This is a genomic window from Paraburkholderia sp. D1E (assembly GCF_052682275.1).
In genome coordinates, this window is sequence record NZ_JBQYMB010000001.1 from 2,305,031 (window position 1) to 2,320,067 (window position 15,037).

The 15,037-nt window shown below is 61.0% G+C and carries 13 protein-coding genes; 8 read left to right on the forward strand and 5 right to left on the reverse strand.

What is annotated here, in order from left to right:
- Positions 1 to 15 precede the first annotated feature (15 nt).
- Complete coding sequence (locus tag ACUN0E_RS10510) at positions 16 to 1,017, reverse strand: helix-turn-helix transcriptional regulator (RefSeq protein WP_408340511.1); 1,002 nt, start codon at positions 1,015 to 1,017, stop codon at positions 16 to 18.
- 184 nt (positions 1,018 to 1,201) lie between these two features.
- Here ACUN0E_RS10510 and ACUN0E_RS10515 point away from each other — a divergent pair, with 184 nt between their 5' ends.
- The 3 genes from ACUN0E_RS10515 to ACUN0E_RS10525 all read left to right on the forward strand — a co-directional run bounded on the left by ACUN0E_RS10515 (position 1,202) and on the right by ACUN0E_RS10525 (position 6,707).
- Complete coding sequence (locus ACUN0E_RS10515) at positions 1,202 to 2,113, forward strand: helix-turn-helix domain-containing protein (protein ID WP_408228063.1); 912 nt, start codon at positions 1,202 to 1,204, stop codon at positions 2,111 to 2,113.
- A gap of 589 nt (positions 2,114 to 2,702) precedes the next feature.
- Positions 2,703 to 3,128 (forward strand): DUF3830 family protein, encoded by a 426-nt coding sequence (locus ACUN0E_RS10520; RefSeq protein WP_054042606.1) that lies wholly within the window; start codon positions 2,703 to 2,705, stop codon positions 3,126 to 3,128.
- Positions 3,129 to 3,887: 759 nt separating this feature from the next.
- Positions 3,888 to 6,707 (forward strand): YadA-like family protein, encoded by a 2,820-nt coding sequence (locus ACUN0E_RS10525; protein ID WP_445566522.1) that lies wholly within the window; start codon positions 3,888 to 3,890, stop codon positions 6,705 to 6,707.
- A gap of 98 nt (positions 6,708 to 6,805) precedes the next feature.
- Here ACUN0E_RS10525 and ACUN0E_RS10530 read toward each other — a convergent pair whose 3' ends face one another.
- The 3 genes from ACUN0E_RS10530 to shiA all read right to left on the reverse strand — a co-directional run bounded on the left by ACUN0E_RS10530 (position 6,806) and on the right by shiA (position 10,094).
- Positions 6,806 to 6,934 carry an MFS transporter small subunit gene (locus tag ACUN0E_RS10530; RefSeq protein ID WP_408340515.1) on the reverse strand — a complete coding sequence of 43 codons (129 nt, stop codon included), beginning with the start codon at positions 6,932 to 6,934 and terminating at the stop codon, positions 6,806 to 6,808.
- 10 nt (positions 6,935 to 6,944) lie between these two features.
- The gene (locus ACUN0E_RS10535) at positions 6,945 to 8,348 is read right to left on the reverse strand and encodes an L-lactate MFS transporter (protein WP_408237289.1); all 1,404 of its coding nucleotides are present in this window, start codon (positions 8,346 to 8,348) and stop codon (positions 6,945 to 6,947) included.
- A gap of 417 nt (positions 8,349 to 8,765) precedes the next feature.
- Positions 8,766 to 10,094, reverse strand: a complete 1,329-nt coding sequence (shiA, locus tag ACUN0E_RS10540; RefSeq protein WP_408237286.1) for a shikimate transporter — start codon at positions 10,092 to 10,094, stop codon at positions 8,766 to 8,768.
- 366 nt (positions 10,095 to 10,460) lie between these two features.
- On the opposite strand from shiA, the gene ACUN0E_RS10545 reads away from it, so the two are divergent.
- The 5 genes from ACUN0E_RS10545 to ACUN0E_RS10565 all read left to right on the forward strand — a co-directional run bounded on the left by ACUN0E_RS10545 (position 10,461) and on the right by ACUN0E_RS10565 (position 14,621).
- Positions 10,461 to 10,685: a hypothetical protein gene (locus ACUN0E_RS10545; protein WP_408237283.1), complete on the forward strand. Its 225-nt coding sequence runs from the start codon at positions 10,461 to 10,463 to the stop codon at positions 10,683 to 10,685.
- The gene (locus ACUN0E_RS10550) at positions 10,663 to 11,382 is read left to right on the forward strand and encodes a GntR family transcriptional regulator (RefSeq protein WP_408237280.1); all 720 of its coding nucleotides are present in this window, start codon (positions 10,663 to 10,665) and stop codon (positions 11,380 to 11,382) included. The genes ACUN0E_RS10545 and ACUN0E_RS10550 overlap by 23 nt, the downstream gene beginning before the upstream one ends.
- Positions 11,383 to 11,898: 516 nt before the next feature.
- Positions 11,899 to 13,146, forward strand: coding sequence for a formyl-CoA transferase (frc, locus tag ACUN0E_RS10555; protein ID WP_445566523.1), 1,248 nt, complete (start codon positions 11,899 to 11,901; stop codon positions 13,144 to 13,146).
- 30 nt (positions 13,147 to 13,176) lie between these two features.
- Entirely contained in the window at positions 13,177 to 13,962 is a 786-nt protein-coding gene (locus tag ACUN0E_RS10560) for a fumarylacetoacetate hydrolase family protein (protein WP_408340521.1), read from the forward strand.
- Positions 13,959 to 14,621 carry an NAD(P)(+) transhydrogenase (Re/Si-specific) subunit beta gene (locus ACUN0E_RS10565; RefSeq protein ID WP_445566524.1) on the forward strand — a complete coding sequence of 221 codons (663 nt, stop codon included), beginning with the start codon at positions 13,959 to 13,961 and terminating at the stop codon, positions 14,619 to 14,621. The genes ACUN0E_RS10560 and ACUN0E_RS10565 overlap by 4 nt, the downstream gene beginning before the upstream one ends.
- Positions 14,622 to 14,680: 59 nt before the next feature.
- Here the strand turns inward: ACUN0E_RS10565 and ACUN0E_RS10570 are convergent, their stop codons facing one another.
- On the reverse strand, positions 14,681 to 14,986 hold the full coding sequence (locus ACUN0E_RS10570) for a hypothetical protein (RefSeq protein WP_445566525.1): 306 nt from the start codon (positions 14,984 to 14,986) through the stop codon (positions 14,681 to 14,683).
- Between the last annotated feature and the right edge of the window lie 51 nt (positions 14,987 to 15,037).

Genomic DNA, 15,037 nt, shown 5'->3' on the forward strand with positions numbered 1-15,037 from the left:
TCTTTGATACCCCGCCTACGTCACATACCCCTGTGCCACATTGATCAACTGCACGCGGTTGCGCACGTTAAACAACTGCCGCAGGCGCCGCAGGTGGTAGTCGACGTTATGCGGCGACAGCCCGAGGAAGTAAGCGATTTCCTTGTCGCGCTGCCCCTGCACCACGGCCTTTAGCACCGCATGCTGCAATTCGCTCAGCGTGACGCGCTGCTGCTGCGCAGGCGCGATCCCGATCACGCTTTTCGCGTGCGTCCAGATGAATTCGTGGATCGTGTGCGCGAACATCAGTGTTTCGGCCACGATCGATTCCGTCATCCAGCGCGGGTTGCCGATCTCCGAGTTGAAGCACAGGCTCGCGCTCAGTTCCGGCTCGGGCAGCGGCATCTGCGTAAGAATCCCGCTTTTGCGGCCGTTGGCCTCCAGCATGTCGATCAGCCCGCCGAGCCGCTCGCTACGCATCTGCGCGCGTGGCAGGTCGGCGCGCATGTCGGCGGTGTTCCACAGGAGCGGCATGCCGGTCGGCGACGCCAGCGCAACGCGCGGATCGAGCTCGAAATAACGCTCGCGGAAATAGCGCGTGAGCCATGTCTGCGACTCGTAGCTGGTCAGCACGAACATCGTCTTATGATGCGCGGTGGTGCGCGTGGCTGAATAGCTGAACGAGTCGAAGCCCAGTTGCTTGATGCGCCGCCGCACGAATTCGATGCGGTCCTGCGCGCTGCCAAATCGCACCAGCGGACTGATTATTGGTGCGGCCCGCCGCGCGGCGGGCGAGGGCGTGCCAATCTCTTCTTCTGTGAAGAGCGTGAGGAAACCCGCGGGCACGATGCCTGATGCAGTGCGGGTGGATGCCCTGGATGCTTCAGCCGCGTGGGCTGATTTCTCGGGTTGCCGCGTGCCGGCCGGGTAAGCCGGTTGTGCAGTAACCACTGAGTTGTAAGCCGCCGACACGTGGCTGGCTTCGCCTTGCGGCGAACCCGTCAGCCAATGCGGCAGCGTATCGCATTCGTGTTCCATGAAACGGTAGCTCCGGCGTTCGAAACGCGTGATGGACGACAACCTGGATGATTAACTATTTCCAAATATTACGGTAGCCGGTTCCTTGCTATCATTTTTGAGATCTTGCGCTGACCTCTAACCGGCGACGCGGGTGTGACAGGGTTTGTTCATGTGCATACGGGACCTCCCAGAAAGAGACGTGATGGCAAAAATTCCAAAGCTGACAACGACGCTCGCCTACGACCGCTACATGGCGGGCCAGAAACTGGTGTCGAGCGTGGATCGCCCGTGGCGGCACCTGGTGCTGCGCTCGTACCTCGAACCGGCCGAGCAGGAACTGCTGGAGGCGCCCGGCCTGCAGGACGTCACGCTGATGACGCTCGGCAGCGGTGCCGAACACCTCGAGCGCAACCTGAACGGGCACTGGGAGAGCGCCGACCTGCGCGTGGGCGACGTCTGGTTCGTGCCGCCCGTACCGATCTCGTGGCGCTGGCATTCGATCAGCGATGAGCCGCTATCGACCGTCCATTTGCACCTGGAGCGCAGCCTGATCGACAGCGTTGCCGACCAGATGGAGCTGGGCGGCTCACGCGAGCTGTCGCTTGGCGACGCGATGCAGTTTCACGATCCACTGATCGTCGCGATGCTCGGCGCCTTGCATCGCGCTGCGGGCGACCCCGCCGACTCGCGGCTGTATGTCGACTCGCTGGCGCACGCGCTCGCCGCTCATCTGCTGCAACATTACTCGCGTGGCCGTCAAGCGAGGACCGGCCTGCCGCCGCAGCCCGAGCGCCTGGTGCCGCGCCGCATTCGCCGTGTAACCGATTACATTCGCGCCAATCTTGCCGCCGATCTGGCCATTAGCGAACTGGCCGCGCATGCCGGGTTAAGCAGCTTTCATTTTGCTCGTGTGTTCCGCCGCGAGACCGGTGAAACGCCCCACCAGCTTGTCACGCGCTTGCGGCTCGAGGAAGCCGCGAGGCTGCTGCGCGCCACCGATCAGCCGGTGCTGCAAATCGCCATTGCGGTTGGTTTCGAGAACGCCAGTCATTTTTCCGTGCAGTTCAAGCGTGGCTACGGCGTGACGCCGCTTGCCTACCGCCTGCGCGGCTGAGAGTCGGGTTGCGCGGCTGGATCGTGCGGGCGGCTCGCAGCTGCGATGCCCAGGCGACAGACGGTTGACGGCACGCGGGCGTTCGCCAGCGTCGACGCTGAGCAGCGCGGGAATGCCTGGCCGCCGCGTGGCATAGTGTATCGAGGCCGGTCGCGGTGGGTCGTCGAGGGCAAAGTTTATTGAATCGCCGAAACGGGAATCACGCACTTTTCGCAGTTTGCTGTGCATTGCGCGCCTTGCAAACTACGAACTTTCGTGGCGCGCTGGGGGATCGACCTGGCACGCACGGGCCTCGATGCTGTTCCGACCACGCCTGGAATCGCCGGGTTCAATATGTGGGCAGTTGGAGCAACGGAAAATCGTTGCGCCTGCTGGGGCAGCGGTGGGTCGCGGCGGGTTGCTGTTGACGGGCGACGGCCTGCACGATGCGCGGTAGCTGCGGCCACTGGATCAACTGGCCTGACCAGTTGTGCGGCAATTGTATCTGTCGAAGCATTGCATCGGCCGACAGAATATTGGGCCTACGGCTTGGCTTTAGCCGGCGTCTGACCGACCATTCCACTCAACCCGCCACACCGGATACCTAGCGATGACCCGACTTCGAATCACCTCCTGCGGCCATGTTTTTACCGCCGAAACTCATCCTGACGCGCCGCAAACGGTAGCAGCCTTTCTGAAGCTCCTGCCGTACCGTCAGAAGATCATTCACGTGCGCTGGAGCGGCGAAGGCTGCTGGGTTCCGCTTGGCGACTTCAAACTCGAAAACGACGGCGTGGCGGTCGGCTTCGAAAATCATACGAGCCATCCGTCGGTTGGTGACATCCTGTTCTATCCGGGCGGTTATAGCGAAACGGAGATTATTCTCGCGTACGGTTCGTGCTGCTTCGCAAGCAAGCTGGGCCAGCTCGCGGGCAATCACTTCCTGACCATCGTCGAAGGCAAGGAAAAGCTGCGCGAGCTCGGTACCAAGGTGCTGTGGGAAGGCGCACAAGAGGTGCTGTTCGAGAAGATCTAAGGCGGCGATGCAGTGTCTGCATGGCCTGCAGGGACCGCGTCCATCACGCTGGTTAATTTCCTCTGCGTAAATCGAGCACGCTGGAGGCGCCCGGGGCGGATCTAACCGCTCACGGCCTGCCTCCGGAGCAGGATTTTCAGTCAACTCCAGGCGCGTTGAGTGTGGCGCGCAGTACCTTGCTTTCGCCGCTCACGCAGCAAGTCGAGGAAACGATTTTCGGAATTACGTTTCCGATGCGCCTCGGCACTTAGGCGGCCTCCCTCCGCGAGCGGCATCAGACCGCACGCTGACTTTTCTCGTTCGATAGCCCTGTCACGCACAATGCCACACCGTGGGCTTAACGCCTGCCCTCGAGGCTTGAGAAACGTTAGGAGCGTGTCTTGACACGGCCTAAAAATATCTCGGCTTATCTAAGATGTTTGGCACTTTGCGTCCTAAACAGGGTATGCCGTTTGTACTTATTCAGGCGAAAAAATCGCTTTTAGGAGTTTTCGTATTCGTCGCGTTGAAAGCTGACGGCACACTATGAACGTCGCGTTTATTGACCAGGTGAAAGCGCGATGCATTCTTAAATTTTTGGCCTTTGAGTTACATACGTATATCCGTTGTTTCTTGAACTGGCGGCAAACTGGATGCGACACGTTTGTCCGTCCGTGAATGTGCGATGCATTCTTAAGTTTCTCTGCAGTTGAGTTAAATATTTAGGATGTCTTAAGAAAAATCTTGGTAACCGCATGTCGATAAGAAAGACTGGGAGGAATGTTGAATAAAACCTACAAGACTGTTTGGAACAGAACGACCCGCACGCACGTCGCTGCGTCCGAGGTGGCGAAGAGCCGTGGCGCGAAGGGCGCGTCGGCACGGGGGGTGATGGTGGCCGCCGGCGCAGGGTTGTTGGGCGCGTTGGCGTTTTCGCTGCCGGCGAGTGCTGAAGAATGCGGGGTGAGCAATGGCGATTGTGCGGCGTTGGCTGGAACGTTGAGTCCGGCGTCCGCGCTGAATGACAACGCGTCGAAGACGCCGCTCAATTTGATTATGAACGGGACTGCCGGGGCGGCGGCCAGCTTGCTGGCGTCCGCCCCGCAGTCACTTGCATCCACGGTGAACAGTGCCTCATTACTGAGGGCGGGCGCTGTGGCTTCAGCAGACGACGAACCGGTCACCCAGTACATCGCCGTTAGTCCGGTGATTACGCCAGGTTTGACAACGACAGCGCTATATGGGGAGAACGCCATGGCGGTCGGTGTCGGGGCGACCGCCTTGGGTGACGGCTCGCTGGCGGTTGGTGCGAGTTCGGGAGCGGCATTGAATAGCGCCACCGCGGTGGGCTCCGGGGCAGGGGCGCTGGCGGTGAATTCAACGGTTGTGGGCGCAAACGCTACGACCAATTACTTCGCTGACAATGGCGTGGCGATCGGTTATCTCGCGAAGGTGCAGAATGCCAACGCGCTGGCCATCGGCACGAACGTTCAGACCAACGCGGAAGATTCCATCGCAGCGGGCAGTAATGCGTTCATTGCCACAGAGGCGAGCAGGGCGATTGCGCTCGGTTCCGGCGCGAGCGCCACGGCCGCGGACTCCGTGGCGCTGGGCGCCGATTCCTCGGCTACTCGCGCTAATGTAATTTCGGTAGGCAACGGCACGCTGCAACGTCAGATTGTGAACGTCGCTGCCGGCATCCAGAGCCATGACGCCGTCAATATCGCGCAATTGAAAGGCGCGCTGGCCGGGATCGGCGGCGGCGCGGACGTTGCGGATGACGGGCAGATCACAAAGCCCACGTACACCGTTGGAGGCGCAACCTATAGCGACGTTGGTTCGGCGCTGTCCGCACTGGCCATCACGGGCGCAGCGGCTACGGCGGACGCAGTCCAGTACGATTCGGCGGCGCACGATAGCGTGACCTTCGGTCAACCCGGCACCCCGGTGCGGATCACCAACATACAGGCCGGGACGCTTGCAGCCGACAGTCTGGACGCCGTGAACGGCTCGCAACTGTTCGCGACCAACCAGGCGGTGGCGCAGAACGCCAGCGACATCGCCGCCAACACCGGCAGCATCACCGACCTCGATCAGCGCGTCACGAATAACACCACGCAGATCACCAACCTCGACGGGCGCACCACGACGATCGAGGGAGACGTGAGCAACATCACGAATCAGATCACGAATGGCGAGATCGGCCTTGTCCAGCAGGATCAGGTGTCGCGCAATCTCACGGTGGCTAAAGACGCAGACGGCGCCAGTGTCGATTTCACCGGCACGGGCGGCGCACGCGAACTGACAGGTATCGCCGCGGGCACCACGGATACGTCCGCGGTCAATGTCGGGCAGGTCAAACCGATCGTGGCTGCGCTCGGCGGCGGCGCGCAGATCAACGCCGACGGTTCGCTGACCGGTCCCACCTATCACATGCAGGGCAGCACGCAGACCACCGTCGGCGACGCGCTCGGCTCGCTCGACAGCGGGCTCACCACCTTGCAGCAAAACATGGAGACCGGCGGCATCGGCATCGTCACGCAAGATCCGGTGTCGCGCATCATCAACGTCGGCGCGACGACGGACGGCAGTCTGATCAACATAGCCGGCACCGCGGGCAACCGGGTGCTCACCGGTGTGGCGCCTGGTGCGGCCAATGCTGGCAGTACCGATGCGGTCAACGGAGCACAGCTCTATGCGCACGCGGCGAGCACGGCGGTGGCGCTTGGCGGCGGCTCGACGGTCAATCCGGACGGCTCGGTGACGGCGCCGTCGTACAGCGTGGGCGGCACGGTCGTGAACAACGTCGGCAGCGCGATCAGCAATCTGGACGGTCGCGTGACACAGAACACCAGCGATATTGCCGGACTGCAAACCACGATCAGCAACATTAGCGGGTCGGTGGCGAACGCTGTCCAGTACGACAGTTCCGCGCACGACAAGGTGACGCTCGGCGGCGCGGCAGCCAATGCGCCCAAGGTCACGCTTACCAACTTGCAGGACGGCGAAGTCTCGGCTACCAGTAGCGATGCGGTGACCGGCGCGCAACTTTGGAACACCAATCAGCAGATCGGCAACCTCGGTCAGGCCGTGAAGAATAGTCAGGTCACCGGCAGCTCATATGTCGCCGTGAACAGTACAGGCAATGCGGCGCAGGCGATCGGCAACGGTACGGTGGCGATCGGTGGTGGCGCACGAGCGAGCGCGCCGAACTCGGTTGCGATTGGCGAGGGCTCGGTTGCCGATCAGTCGAACACGGTTTCGGTCGGTTCGTCCGGCAACGAGCGCCGCATCACGAACGTCGCGGTGGGACAGGCGCCCGGCGACGCCGTGAATATGCAGCAGTTCCAGGGCGGCATGAATGAAATCGCGCGCAACGCGTATTCGGGCACGGCGTCCGCTATTGCGTTGACGATGGTTCCTGAGGTCGATGCGAACAAGAATCTCGCGATCGGTGTCGGGACGGCTGGCTATAGAGGGTATCAGGCGGTCGCGGTCGGTTTGTCGGCGCGCGTTACGCAGAGCCTCAAGGTGAAGCTCGGGGCAGGCATCAGTTCTGCCACGACGACAGTCGGCGCCGGTGCGGCGTACCAGTGGTAGCGGGGCAAGGAGGGTAGGAGGGCGAGCGCAGTTCGCGCGCGCCGACACGCTTTTCCCACACCCCGCACGTTCGCGCGTGTTGGGGTGTGGCGCAACACTTACTTGAACAGCTTCATCGCTTGCGTGAGCGTATTGACCACGCCCCATGCGAGCGGCAGCGTCACATACAACCAGAAGATGGCGAGCTTGACCTTGTTGGTCGGATGAACGGTTTGAGCGGTCGACATGCGAGTCTCCTTAGGCGCCTTTGGCGAGTTGTGCGTCGGTCATGTGGTGCTTGTCATCGACACGCTTGACCAGCAGGTTGCAGACGAAGCCGATCACCAGCAGCACAACCATGATGTGGATCGTCATCGTGTAGGCATCCGCCTTTGCTACGCCGTGCGCCACTTCGTACGCACGGATGTAATTCACCAGCACAGGACCCGCGACACCTGCCGCAGCCCAGGCGGTCAGCAGCCGGCCGTGAATGCCGCCGACGAACGCAGTGCCGAACATGTCCGCGAGGTAGGCGGGCACGGTCGCGAAACCACCGCCGTACATCGACAGGATCACGCAGTACGCGAGCACGAACAGGGCGATCTGGCCGGATGCGGCGAAGCCGGGCACGAGGTAGTACAGCACCGCGCCGAGCGCGAAGAAGATGAAGTAGGTGTTCTTGCGGCCGATCCAGTCCGAAGCCGAGGCCCATACGAAACGGCCGCCCATGTTGAACAGCGACAGAAGACCGACGAAACCAGCCGCTGCGGCAGCCGTCACGGTGTCCTTGAAGCTCTCCTGGATCATCACCGAGGCCTGGCCGAGAATGCCGATGCCAGCCGTCACGTTCAGGAACAGCACCAGCCAGATCAGATAGAACTGCGGCGTCTTCAACGCCTGATCGATGTCCACATGATTACGCGAAATCATTTTCTTCTGATTGGTCGCGGGCGGCGTCCAGCCGGCGGGCTTCCAGTCTGCCGGCGGCACGCGAATCGCGAGCGAGCCGATCGACATCGAGATGAAGTACGCGATACCGAGCACGACGAACGTCTCGGCTACGCCGATGCTGGTCGCGCTGCGGAAGTGGTTCATCAGCGCCACCGACAAAGGCGCTGCAATCATCGCGCCGCCGCCAAAGCCCATGATCGCCATGCCGGTTGCCATGCCGCGACGGTCCGGGAACCAGCGGATCAGCGTCGACACTGGCGACACATAACCGAGGCCGAGTCCGATCCCGCCAATTACGCCGTAGCCGAGATACAGCAGCACGATCTGATGCAGATACACGCCAAGCGCGGAGACCAGGAAGCCGCCGCCGAAGCAGCATGCCGCAGTGAACATCGTGCGACGCGGGCCGACATGTTCGAGCCATTTGCCGGCAAACGCCGCCGACAAACCCAGGAACACGATCGCCAGCGAAAAGATCCAGCCGAGCGACGTCAGCGACCAGTCGTCAGGGGCGGATTGCGTAATGCCAATGACTTTGGTCAACGGACCGTTGAACACTGAGAAGGCGTACGCCTGGCCGATACAGAGGTGGACGGCGAGCGCCGCGGGCGGGACCATCCAGCGCGAAAAGCCCGGTTTCGCAACGGTGGCCTGTTTGGAAAAGAATGGCGCAGAGCCTGACTGGTCATTCGGCTCGGTGATACTACTCATGGTCGGTCTCCCGTGACGAATTCTTTGTTATCGGCGTTTCATACTCAATGCTTGAGTGCCGCGGCGTAAAAATTGCAGATCCATGCTTCGGCGATATATGTATTTTGATTTCATATCGCGTGCGCAATTTTGATATGGAACTTGCTGCGACGAACGATAGGACGCGAACTTAGCCTTTGCAATATGAGATGAAAATGCATAAGGCATTAGCCTGGTGAAATGCGACCGTAATTTGCCGAATTGCGGCAATGCGACATGAACACGTGGAATGGACTACCGAATGCAGGGGGGCTGGACGACGGAATTGGCGCGAAGGCGGAGATGGGGGGAAGCACAAAAATTCACCCCTCCGAAAACAAACGGGCCGGCATTGGCATCCACGCCAGGCCGGCCCGCTGCAACAGTCATCAGCAAGAATCAGGCGACCGTGCGCCCGGTCTTCATCCTCGCCGCCACGAGTACCGAGATCAGGCAGCCGATTGCCAGATAGGCTGCCACCGGATGCCAGGAGCCGCCGGCAAGGCCGACCAGCGCCACCGCGATAAACGGCGTGAAGCCACCGCCCACCACGCTCGCCACCTGATAACCGACGCCCGCGCCGCTGTAGCGGTACTCGGTGCCGAACAGTTCGGTGAACATCGGTTGCTGCACGCTCACGACCATGTCGTGGGCAACGTTGGCAAGCATGACGGCGAAGATCACGATCCACACCGTCGAGCGGGCTTCGAGCGCGAGAAAGAACGGCACCGCGCTGAACATGCCGATCAGCGCGCCGATGATATAGATACGCCGGCGGCCGAAACGGTCCGCAAGCCACGCGAAGCAAGGGATCGTCACGCAGCTCACCGCGCCGACCAGCAGGCCGATCGAGAGGAAGAACTCGCGCGGCATGTGAAGATTTGCGGTCGAGTAGTTCAGTGCGAACGCGGTCACGATATACATCGTGAACAACTCGGCAAGCCGTAGCGCGATGATCAGCAGGAAAGCCTTGGGGTGCTTCAGCAATGCCTCGACGATCGGCAGCCGTACGCTGCGTTCACCGTGCTCGCCGACTTTCTCGACGAACTCCTTCGATTCTTCCATGCTCGAGCGGATCCACAGCGCGATCAGCACCAGCACCACGCTGAACAGGAAGGGTAGGCGCCAGCCCCAGCTCAGGAACGACGCATTGTCCATCGAGCGGCTGATGATCGCGACCAGGCCGGTCGAGAGCACGAGACCCACGCCATAGCCGACCTGCACGCCGCTGCTGTAAAACGCCTTCTTCTTCTCCGGCGCGCTTTCGACGGCCATCAAGGCCGCGCCGCCCCATTCGCCGCCGACCGCGAAGCCCTGGATCGCGCGCAAGGTCACGAGCAGCACCGGCGCCCACCAGCCGATACTGGAGAAGGCCGGCAACAGGCCGATTGCCGCAGTGGAAAGGCCCATCATCATCACCGTGAGGACCAGCATGCGCTTGCGTCCAAGCCGGTCGCCGTAGTGGCCGAACACGAAGCCGCCGAGCGGCCGGAACAGAAAGCCGACGCCGAAGGTCGCGAATGCGGCGAGTGTGCCCATCGCCGGGCTGACCTTCGGGAAGAACTCGGCGTTGAAGACGAGCGCGGCGACAATGCCATACAGCAGAAAATCGTACCAGTCGACCACGGCGCCGACGAAGCTGCCAAGCGCCGCCTTGCGTGCCCGGCTGCGCGCAGTACGGTTGTCGGCGACGGCCGCTTTCGGCGGCTTTGGGATGGTGGTACTCATGACGGTGTCTCCTTGGGATTCTGGGGTGCTGTCTGGGAGCGCGCGACAGGTGCAGGCAGTGGCCGCCGCGGGCTCATCACAGGATTCCCCGAAGGTTAATGATGAGGAGCGGTTCCCACAATCCGCATTGAGAAGAAATTGCGCGATCATCGAACGCGGCTGCGCGCATAGCGCGCGTTTTGCGCGTTTACACGGAGCTTCGCCTGTTTACGCGAGCATAGGAGCCAGCCGCTATCTACCCGTGCTACCTTGAACATGCAATCCTAAAAACAACATCGACTGATATACTACATACGGAATATTGATTTTTGCGGCGCTGCAGCATATGATTGAGCCCTCTGTTCACTCAATCATTCGGAGCTACAAATGGAATTTGTTCCTCTCGCGCTGCTTACCGTTGCTGTCGTGGGTTTAGGTTCTGCCGCCACCGTCCTGTTGACCCGCTGGATCCCGCAGCCGGTTGCGCAGCTCGCCGCACAACATGGCCGGTTCATCGGCCTGGTTGCGCAAGATGGCGGAATGGTTGCGGCGCCGCCGCATCGTGCGCATGTTCAACAAGAGGCGATGAATGTCGTCAGAACTTCAAACTGAAGCAGTGGCCACACCCTTGACGTTGTCGTTGCAACCCATCGGCGCGAGTGCGAGCTTGCGCGATCAGGCGTATGTAATGCTGCGCCAGGCCATTGCCGACGCGGATATCTACCAGACCCGCGAAGAAATCCGCCTCGACGAGCGCGTGCTGAGCGAATCGCTGGGCGTGAGCCGCACGCCGGTGCGTGAGGCGATGACGCTGCTCGAACAGGAAGGTTTTCTACGCATGGTGCCGCGGCGCGGCATCTACATCGTGCGCAAGAGCAAGCGCGAGATCGTCGAAATGATCCAGATGTGGGCCGCGCTTGAAAGTATGGCGGCGCGTCTTGCCACACTGCATGCCACGGACAAAGAAATCGCCCGCCTGCGCCACATGTTCGACAATTTCCGCGACGCCACGCCGGCCGAGCACATCATTGAGTATTCCGACGCCAACATCGCGTTTCATCAGGCGATCGTCGAGCTGTCGAAGTCGCAGATCATTCTCGACACGATCAAGAACATCTTTATCCACGTGCGAGCGATTCGCCGCATGACCATTTCGCAGAGCGATCGCGCGTCGCGTTCGATCGTCGACCATCTGCGCATTATCGAGGCGTTGGAGAAGCGCGATACCGAACTGGCTGAACGACTGGCGCGCCAGCATTCGCTCGATCTGGCGGCGTTTGTGGAAGCGAATTGCGATTTTCTGGATTGACGGCTGCTTAGGTGCCTGATCGGCGCAACGAATGAAAAAGGCCCACGGTGATGTCATCACCGCGGGCCTTTTTGTTTTGCCGGCTCGCGCGTGTCAGGCGAGGCGGGCAAGCCAATAACGCCACGCAGCGCCATCGGAATCGTCTGCGCAACGCCATGTTCAGCCGGCGTATTCGAGGGATATCTACGCGTGTTCACCGACGCCCGATCGGCCGCTGTGATCTTGCACTGCGGGAAAAGCCCGGCTTGACGGCTCGTGAAATATGGTATGTGATATATCAAGAAAGTTCAAAGCGGGCGACAACTCGGTGTTTTCCCTCGGATTGAGCTGATATAGGCGGCACCATTTCGCTGCAACTCAAACCAGGCAGGCATCGAGTACAGAAACCCAGGAACAGCCGCATCTCGAAATTGATCTTGATTGAATCTGATATATCACATACGGTATGTGTCGAGAAGCGCCACCAAGAATCAAACCATGTACAAGTAAAACCGCGGATCTTCAGGAGACTTGAAAATGAGCAAAGCACTCGACGGCGTGCGCATTCTCGATTTCACGCATGTGCAATCGGGCCCGACCTGCACGCAGTTGCTCGCGTGGTTCGGCGCGGACGTGATCAAGGTGGAGCGGGCCGGTGCCGGCGACATCACGCGTGAGCAGTTACGCGATATCCCCGATGTGGATAGCTTGTACTTCACGATGCTCAATCACAACAAACGCTCGATCACGATCGACACCAAGAACCCGGAAGGCAAACAGGTTCTCGAGACGCTGATCCAGAAATGCGACGTGCTGGTAGAGAATTTTGCACCGGGTGCGCTGGACCGGATGGGTTTCACGTGGGAGCGAATTCAGGAATTGAATCCACGCATGATCGTGGCGTCGGTGAAGGGATTCGGCCCTGGCCCTTACGAAGACTGCAAGGTGTATGAGAACGTCGCGCAATGCGCGGGCGGCGCGGCCTCGACCACCGGTTTCGACGATGGTCCGCCGGTGGTGAGCGGCGCGCAGATCGGCGACAGCGGCACGGGTTTGCATCTGGCGCTAGGCATTGTCACGGCGCTGTATCAGCGCACGCAAACCGGGCGCGGTCAGAAGGTGCTCGCCGCGATGCAGGACGGCGTGCTCAACCTGTGCCGCGTGAAGCTGCGCGATCAGCAACGGCTCGACCGCACCGGTACGATGAAAGAGTATCCGCAATATCCGAATGGGAAGTTCGGTGAAGCGGTGCCGCGTGCGGGGAATGCTTCGGGCGGTGGTCAGCCAGGCTGGATTCTGAAGTGCAAGGGCTGGGAGACGGATCCCAATGCGTATATCTACTTCATCACGCAGGCGCCGGTGTGGGCGAAGATCTGCAACGTGATCGGCAAGGAAGAATGGGCCACAGACCCGGCCTACGCGACGCCTGCCGCGCGCTTGCCGCATCTGAAGGACATCTTTGCCGAGATCGAGCGCTGGACCATGACCAAGACCAAGTTCGAGGCCATGCAGATCCTCAACAAATACGATATCCCTTGCGGGCCGATCCTGTCCATGAAGGAAATCGCCGAAGAGCCGTCACTGCGCAAAACCGGCACGATTGTCGAAGTGGATCATCCGACTCGCGGCAAGTATCTGACGGTTGGTAATCCTATCAAACTGTCGGACAGTCCGACCGAAGTCACGCGCTCGCCGCTGCTGGGCGAGCATACCGACGAGGTCATGACGGAACTCGGCTATTCACCCGAGCAGATCAGCGCATTGCGGACCGCCGGCGCAATCTGAGCGCTCAATCTGAAGGCCAAGGAGTGACGTATGGAAACGTGGATGCGTTTCATGTCGAGCGACGGCGGCGTCGTGTTCGGCCGGGTGGAAGGCGGATATCTGCATGAGTACGAAAGTCTCGATCAGCCGGTACCGACCGGCGCGGTGTTGTCGACACGTGCACTCAGGCCGCTCGCGCCGTGTGCACCCGGCAAGATCGTCGCGTTGTGGAATAACTATCACGCGCTCGCGGCGAAGCTCGACAAGCCTGTGCCGGCGCATCCGCTATTTCTGTTGAAGCCGGCGGGTTCGGTGATCGGCTCGGGTGAGCCGATCCGCCGGCCGCTCAGTTACGCGGGGAAGATCGTCTACGAAGGCGAACTCGGTATCGTGATCGGGCGGCGCTGCCGCGATGCGAGTGCCGGAGAGGCTGCGGAATCGATCTTCGGCTACACGCTCATCAACGACGTGACCGCAGCCGATCTGCTGAACGAGAATCCGCACTTTCCGCAGTGGTGCCGCGCAAAGGGCTTCGATACGTTCTGCTGCATCGGACCCTCGATTGTCTCCGGTTTCGACTGGCATGCGGCGCGTCTCGTGACGATGCTCGACGGTGTGGAGCGGCAGAATTATCCGCTCGCCGATATGGTGTTTTCACCTGCCGAGCAGGTGCGTCTGATTTCACAGGACATGACGCTCGAGCCGGGCGATGTCATTGCTTGCGGCACGTCGGTGGGTGTGGGTTCGATCAAGGACGGTGCGACGGTGACGATCTCGATCGACGGGATCGGCACGCTAAGCAATACGTTGGCTGTCGCGCATGAGGTAGCCCTATGACGCGACGGCCGCGGCTCGTTGCGCTGCTCGGTAGCGTCGTGGGGCTCGCTGTCATGTCGGGCGCATTTGCGTGTTATCTCTCGGCGGCGGCCCAGGCGGATGGCGAGCGCATCGAACTCTATGCCGCGGTGTTCATCGGCGCGCTTATTTTCGCCACGTCCGCAATCGAATTCTGCAAACTGCGTGGCGCGTTGGCGTTGAGCGTGACGGCACACCCGGGCCATCGCATTGTCAATGTGCTGACGCTGCTGCTATGCGGATGGCTCGGCTACGGCTTTGTCACTGAACGCGTTCAACCGTTTGGACTCCCCGCGTTGCTTGCGATGAGCGCGCTGGCCGTTGCACTAGGCGCGCATCTGATGGCGAGCCGCGCCTATTCCAGCAATCCTCGCGCTCATGCATTCGCCGGACGCCGTCACCACGCGTTAACGTTGGAACGGATGGAGCAGTTGGAACCGGACGGGTTGCTGGCGCGCATCGAATGGCACGGAGGCGAAGAACAGGCGTGGGTGCTGCGTGAGACGACAGTGCCAGGCATGGTGCGCGCGGCAGCATTCCGGCACCGCCGCGGCTGGCATGTCAGTGGGAACATGAGTGTACAAAAGCGCGGGCCCGTCCGCCAACGTTCCACTCATCGCGCGATGTACCGTCAAAGATGAATATACAGAAGCGCCGGGTGGCAAGCAGAGCGATTGGCGGGATTGCCCCGCCGAAGCCCTTATTCGCCGGCTGCCGAGAACTCGCTGTAGTACCTGGCCTTCTTGCTCAGGATCATCTGGGCAAGAAACTCGGCATCGTACGCCCGGTGCAGATGCGCGTGAAATCGCTCGATGTAGGCAGTGATACGCGCTGCTTCACTGTTGAATTCCTTCAGCACGTCGAGCGTGGTCTGGTCCCAGCGGAACCGCAGGCCAAGGTCGCTGAAGGCGGCGTTGTACGCGCTCAGATGGGCGTCGTCGGGGCCGTCCACGGTAACGCGTGCGGTAAGCGTGCTGGTATGAGACTCAACCGAAACGTGATTCATGATCGGCCTCCTGGGCTGACAAGTAAGGGAACTCACTTGCAGGATAGGGAT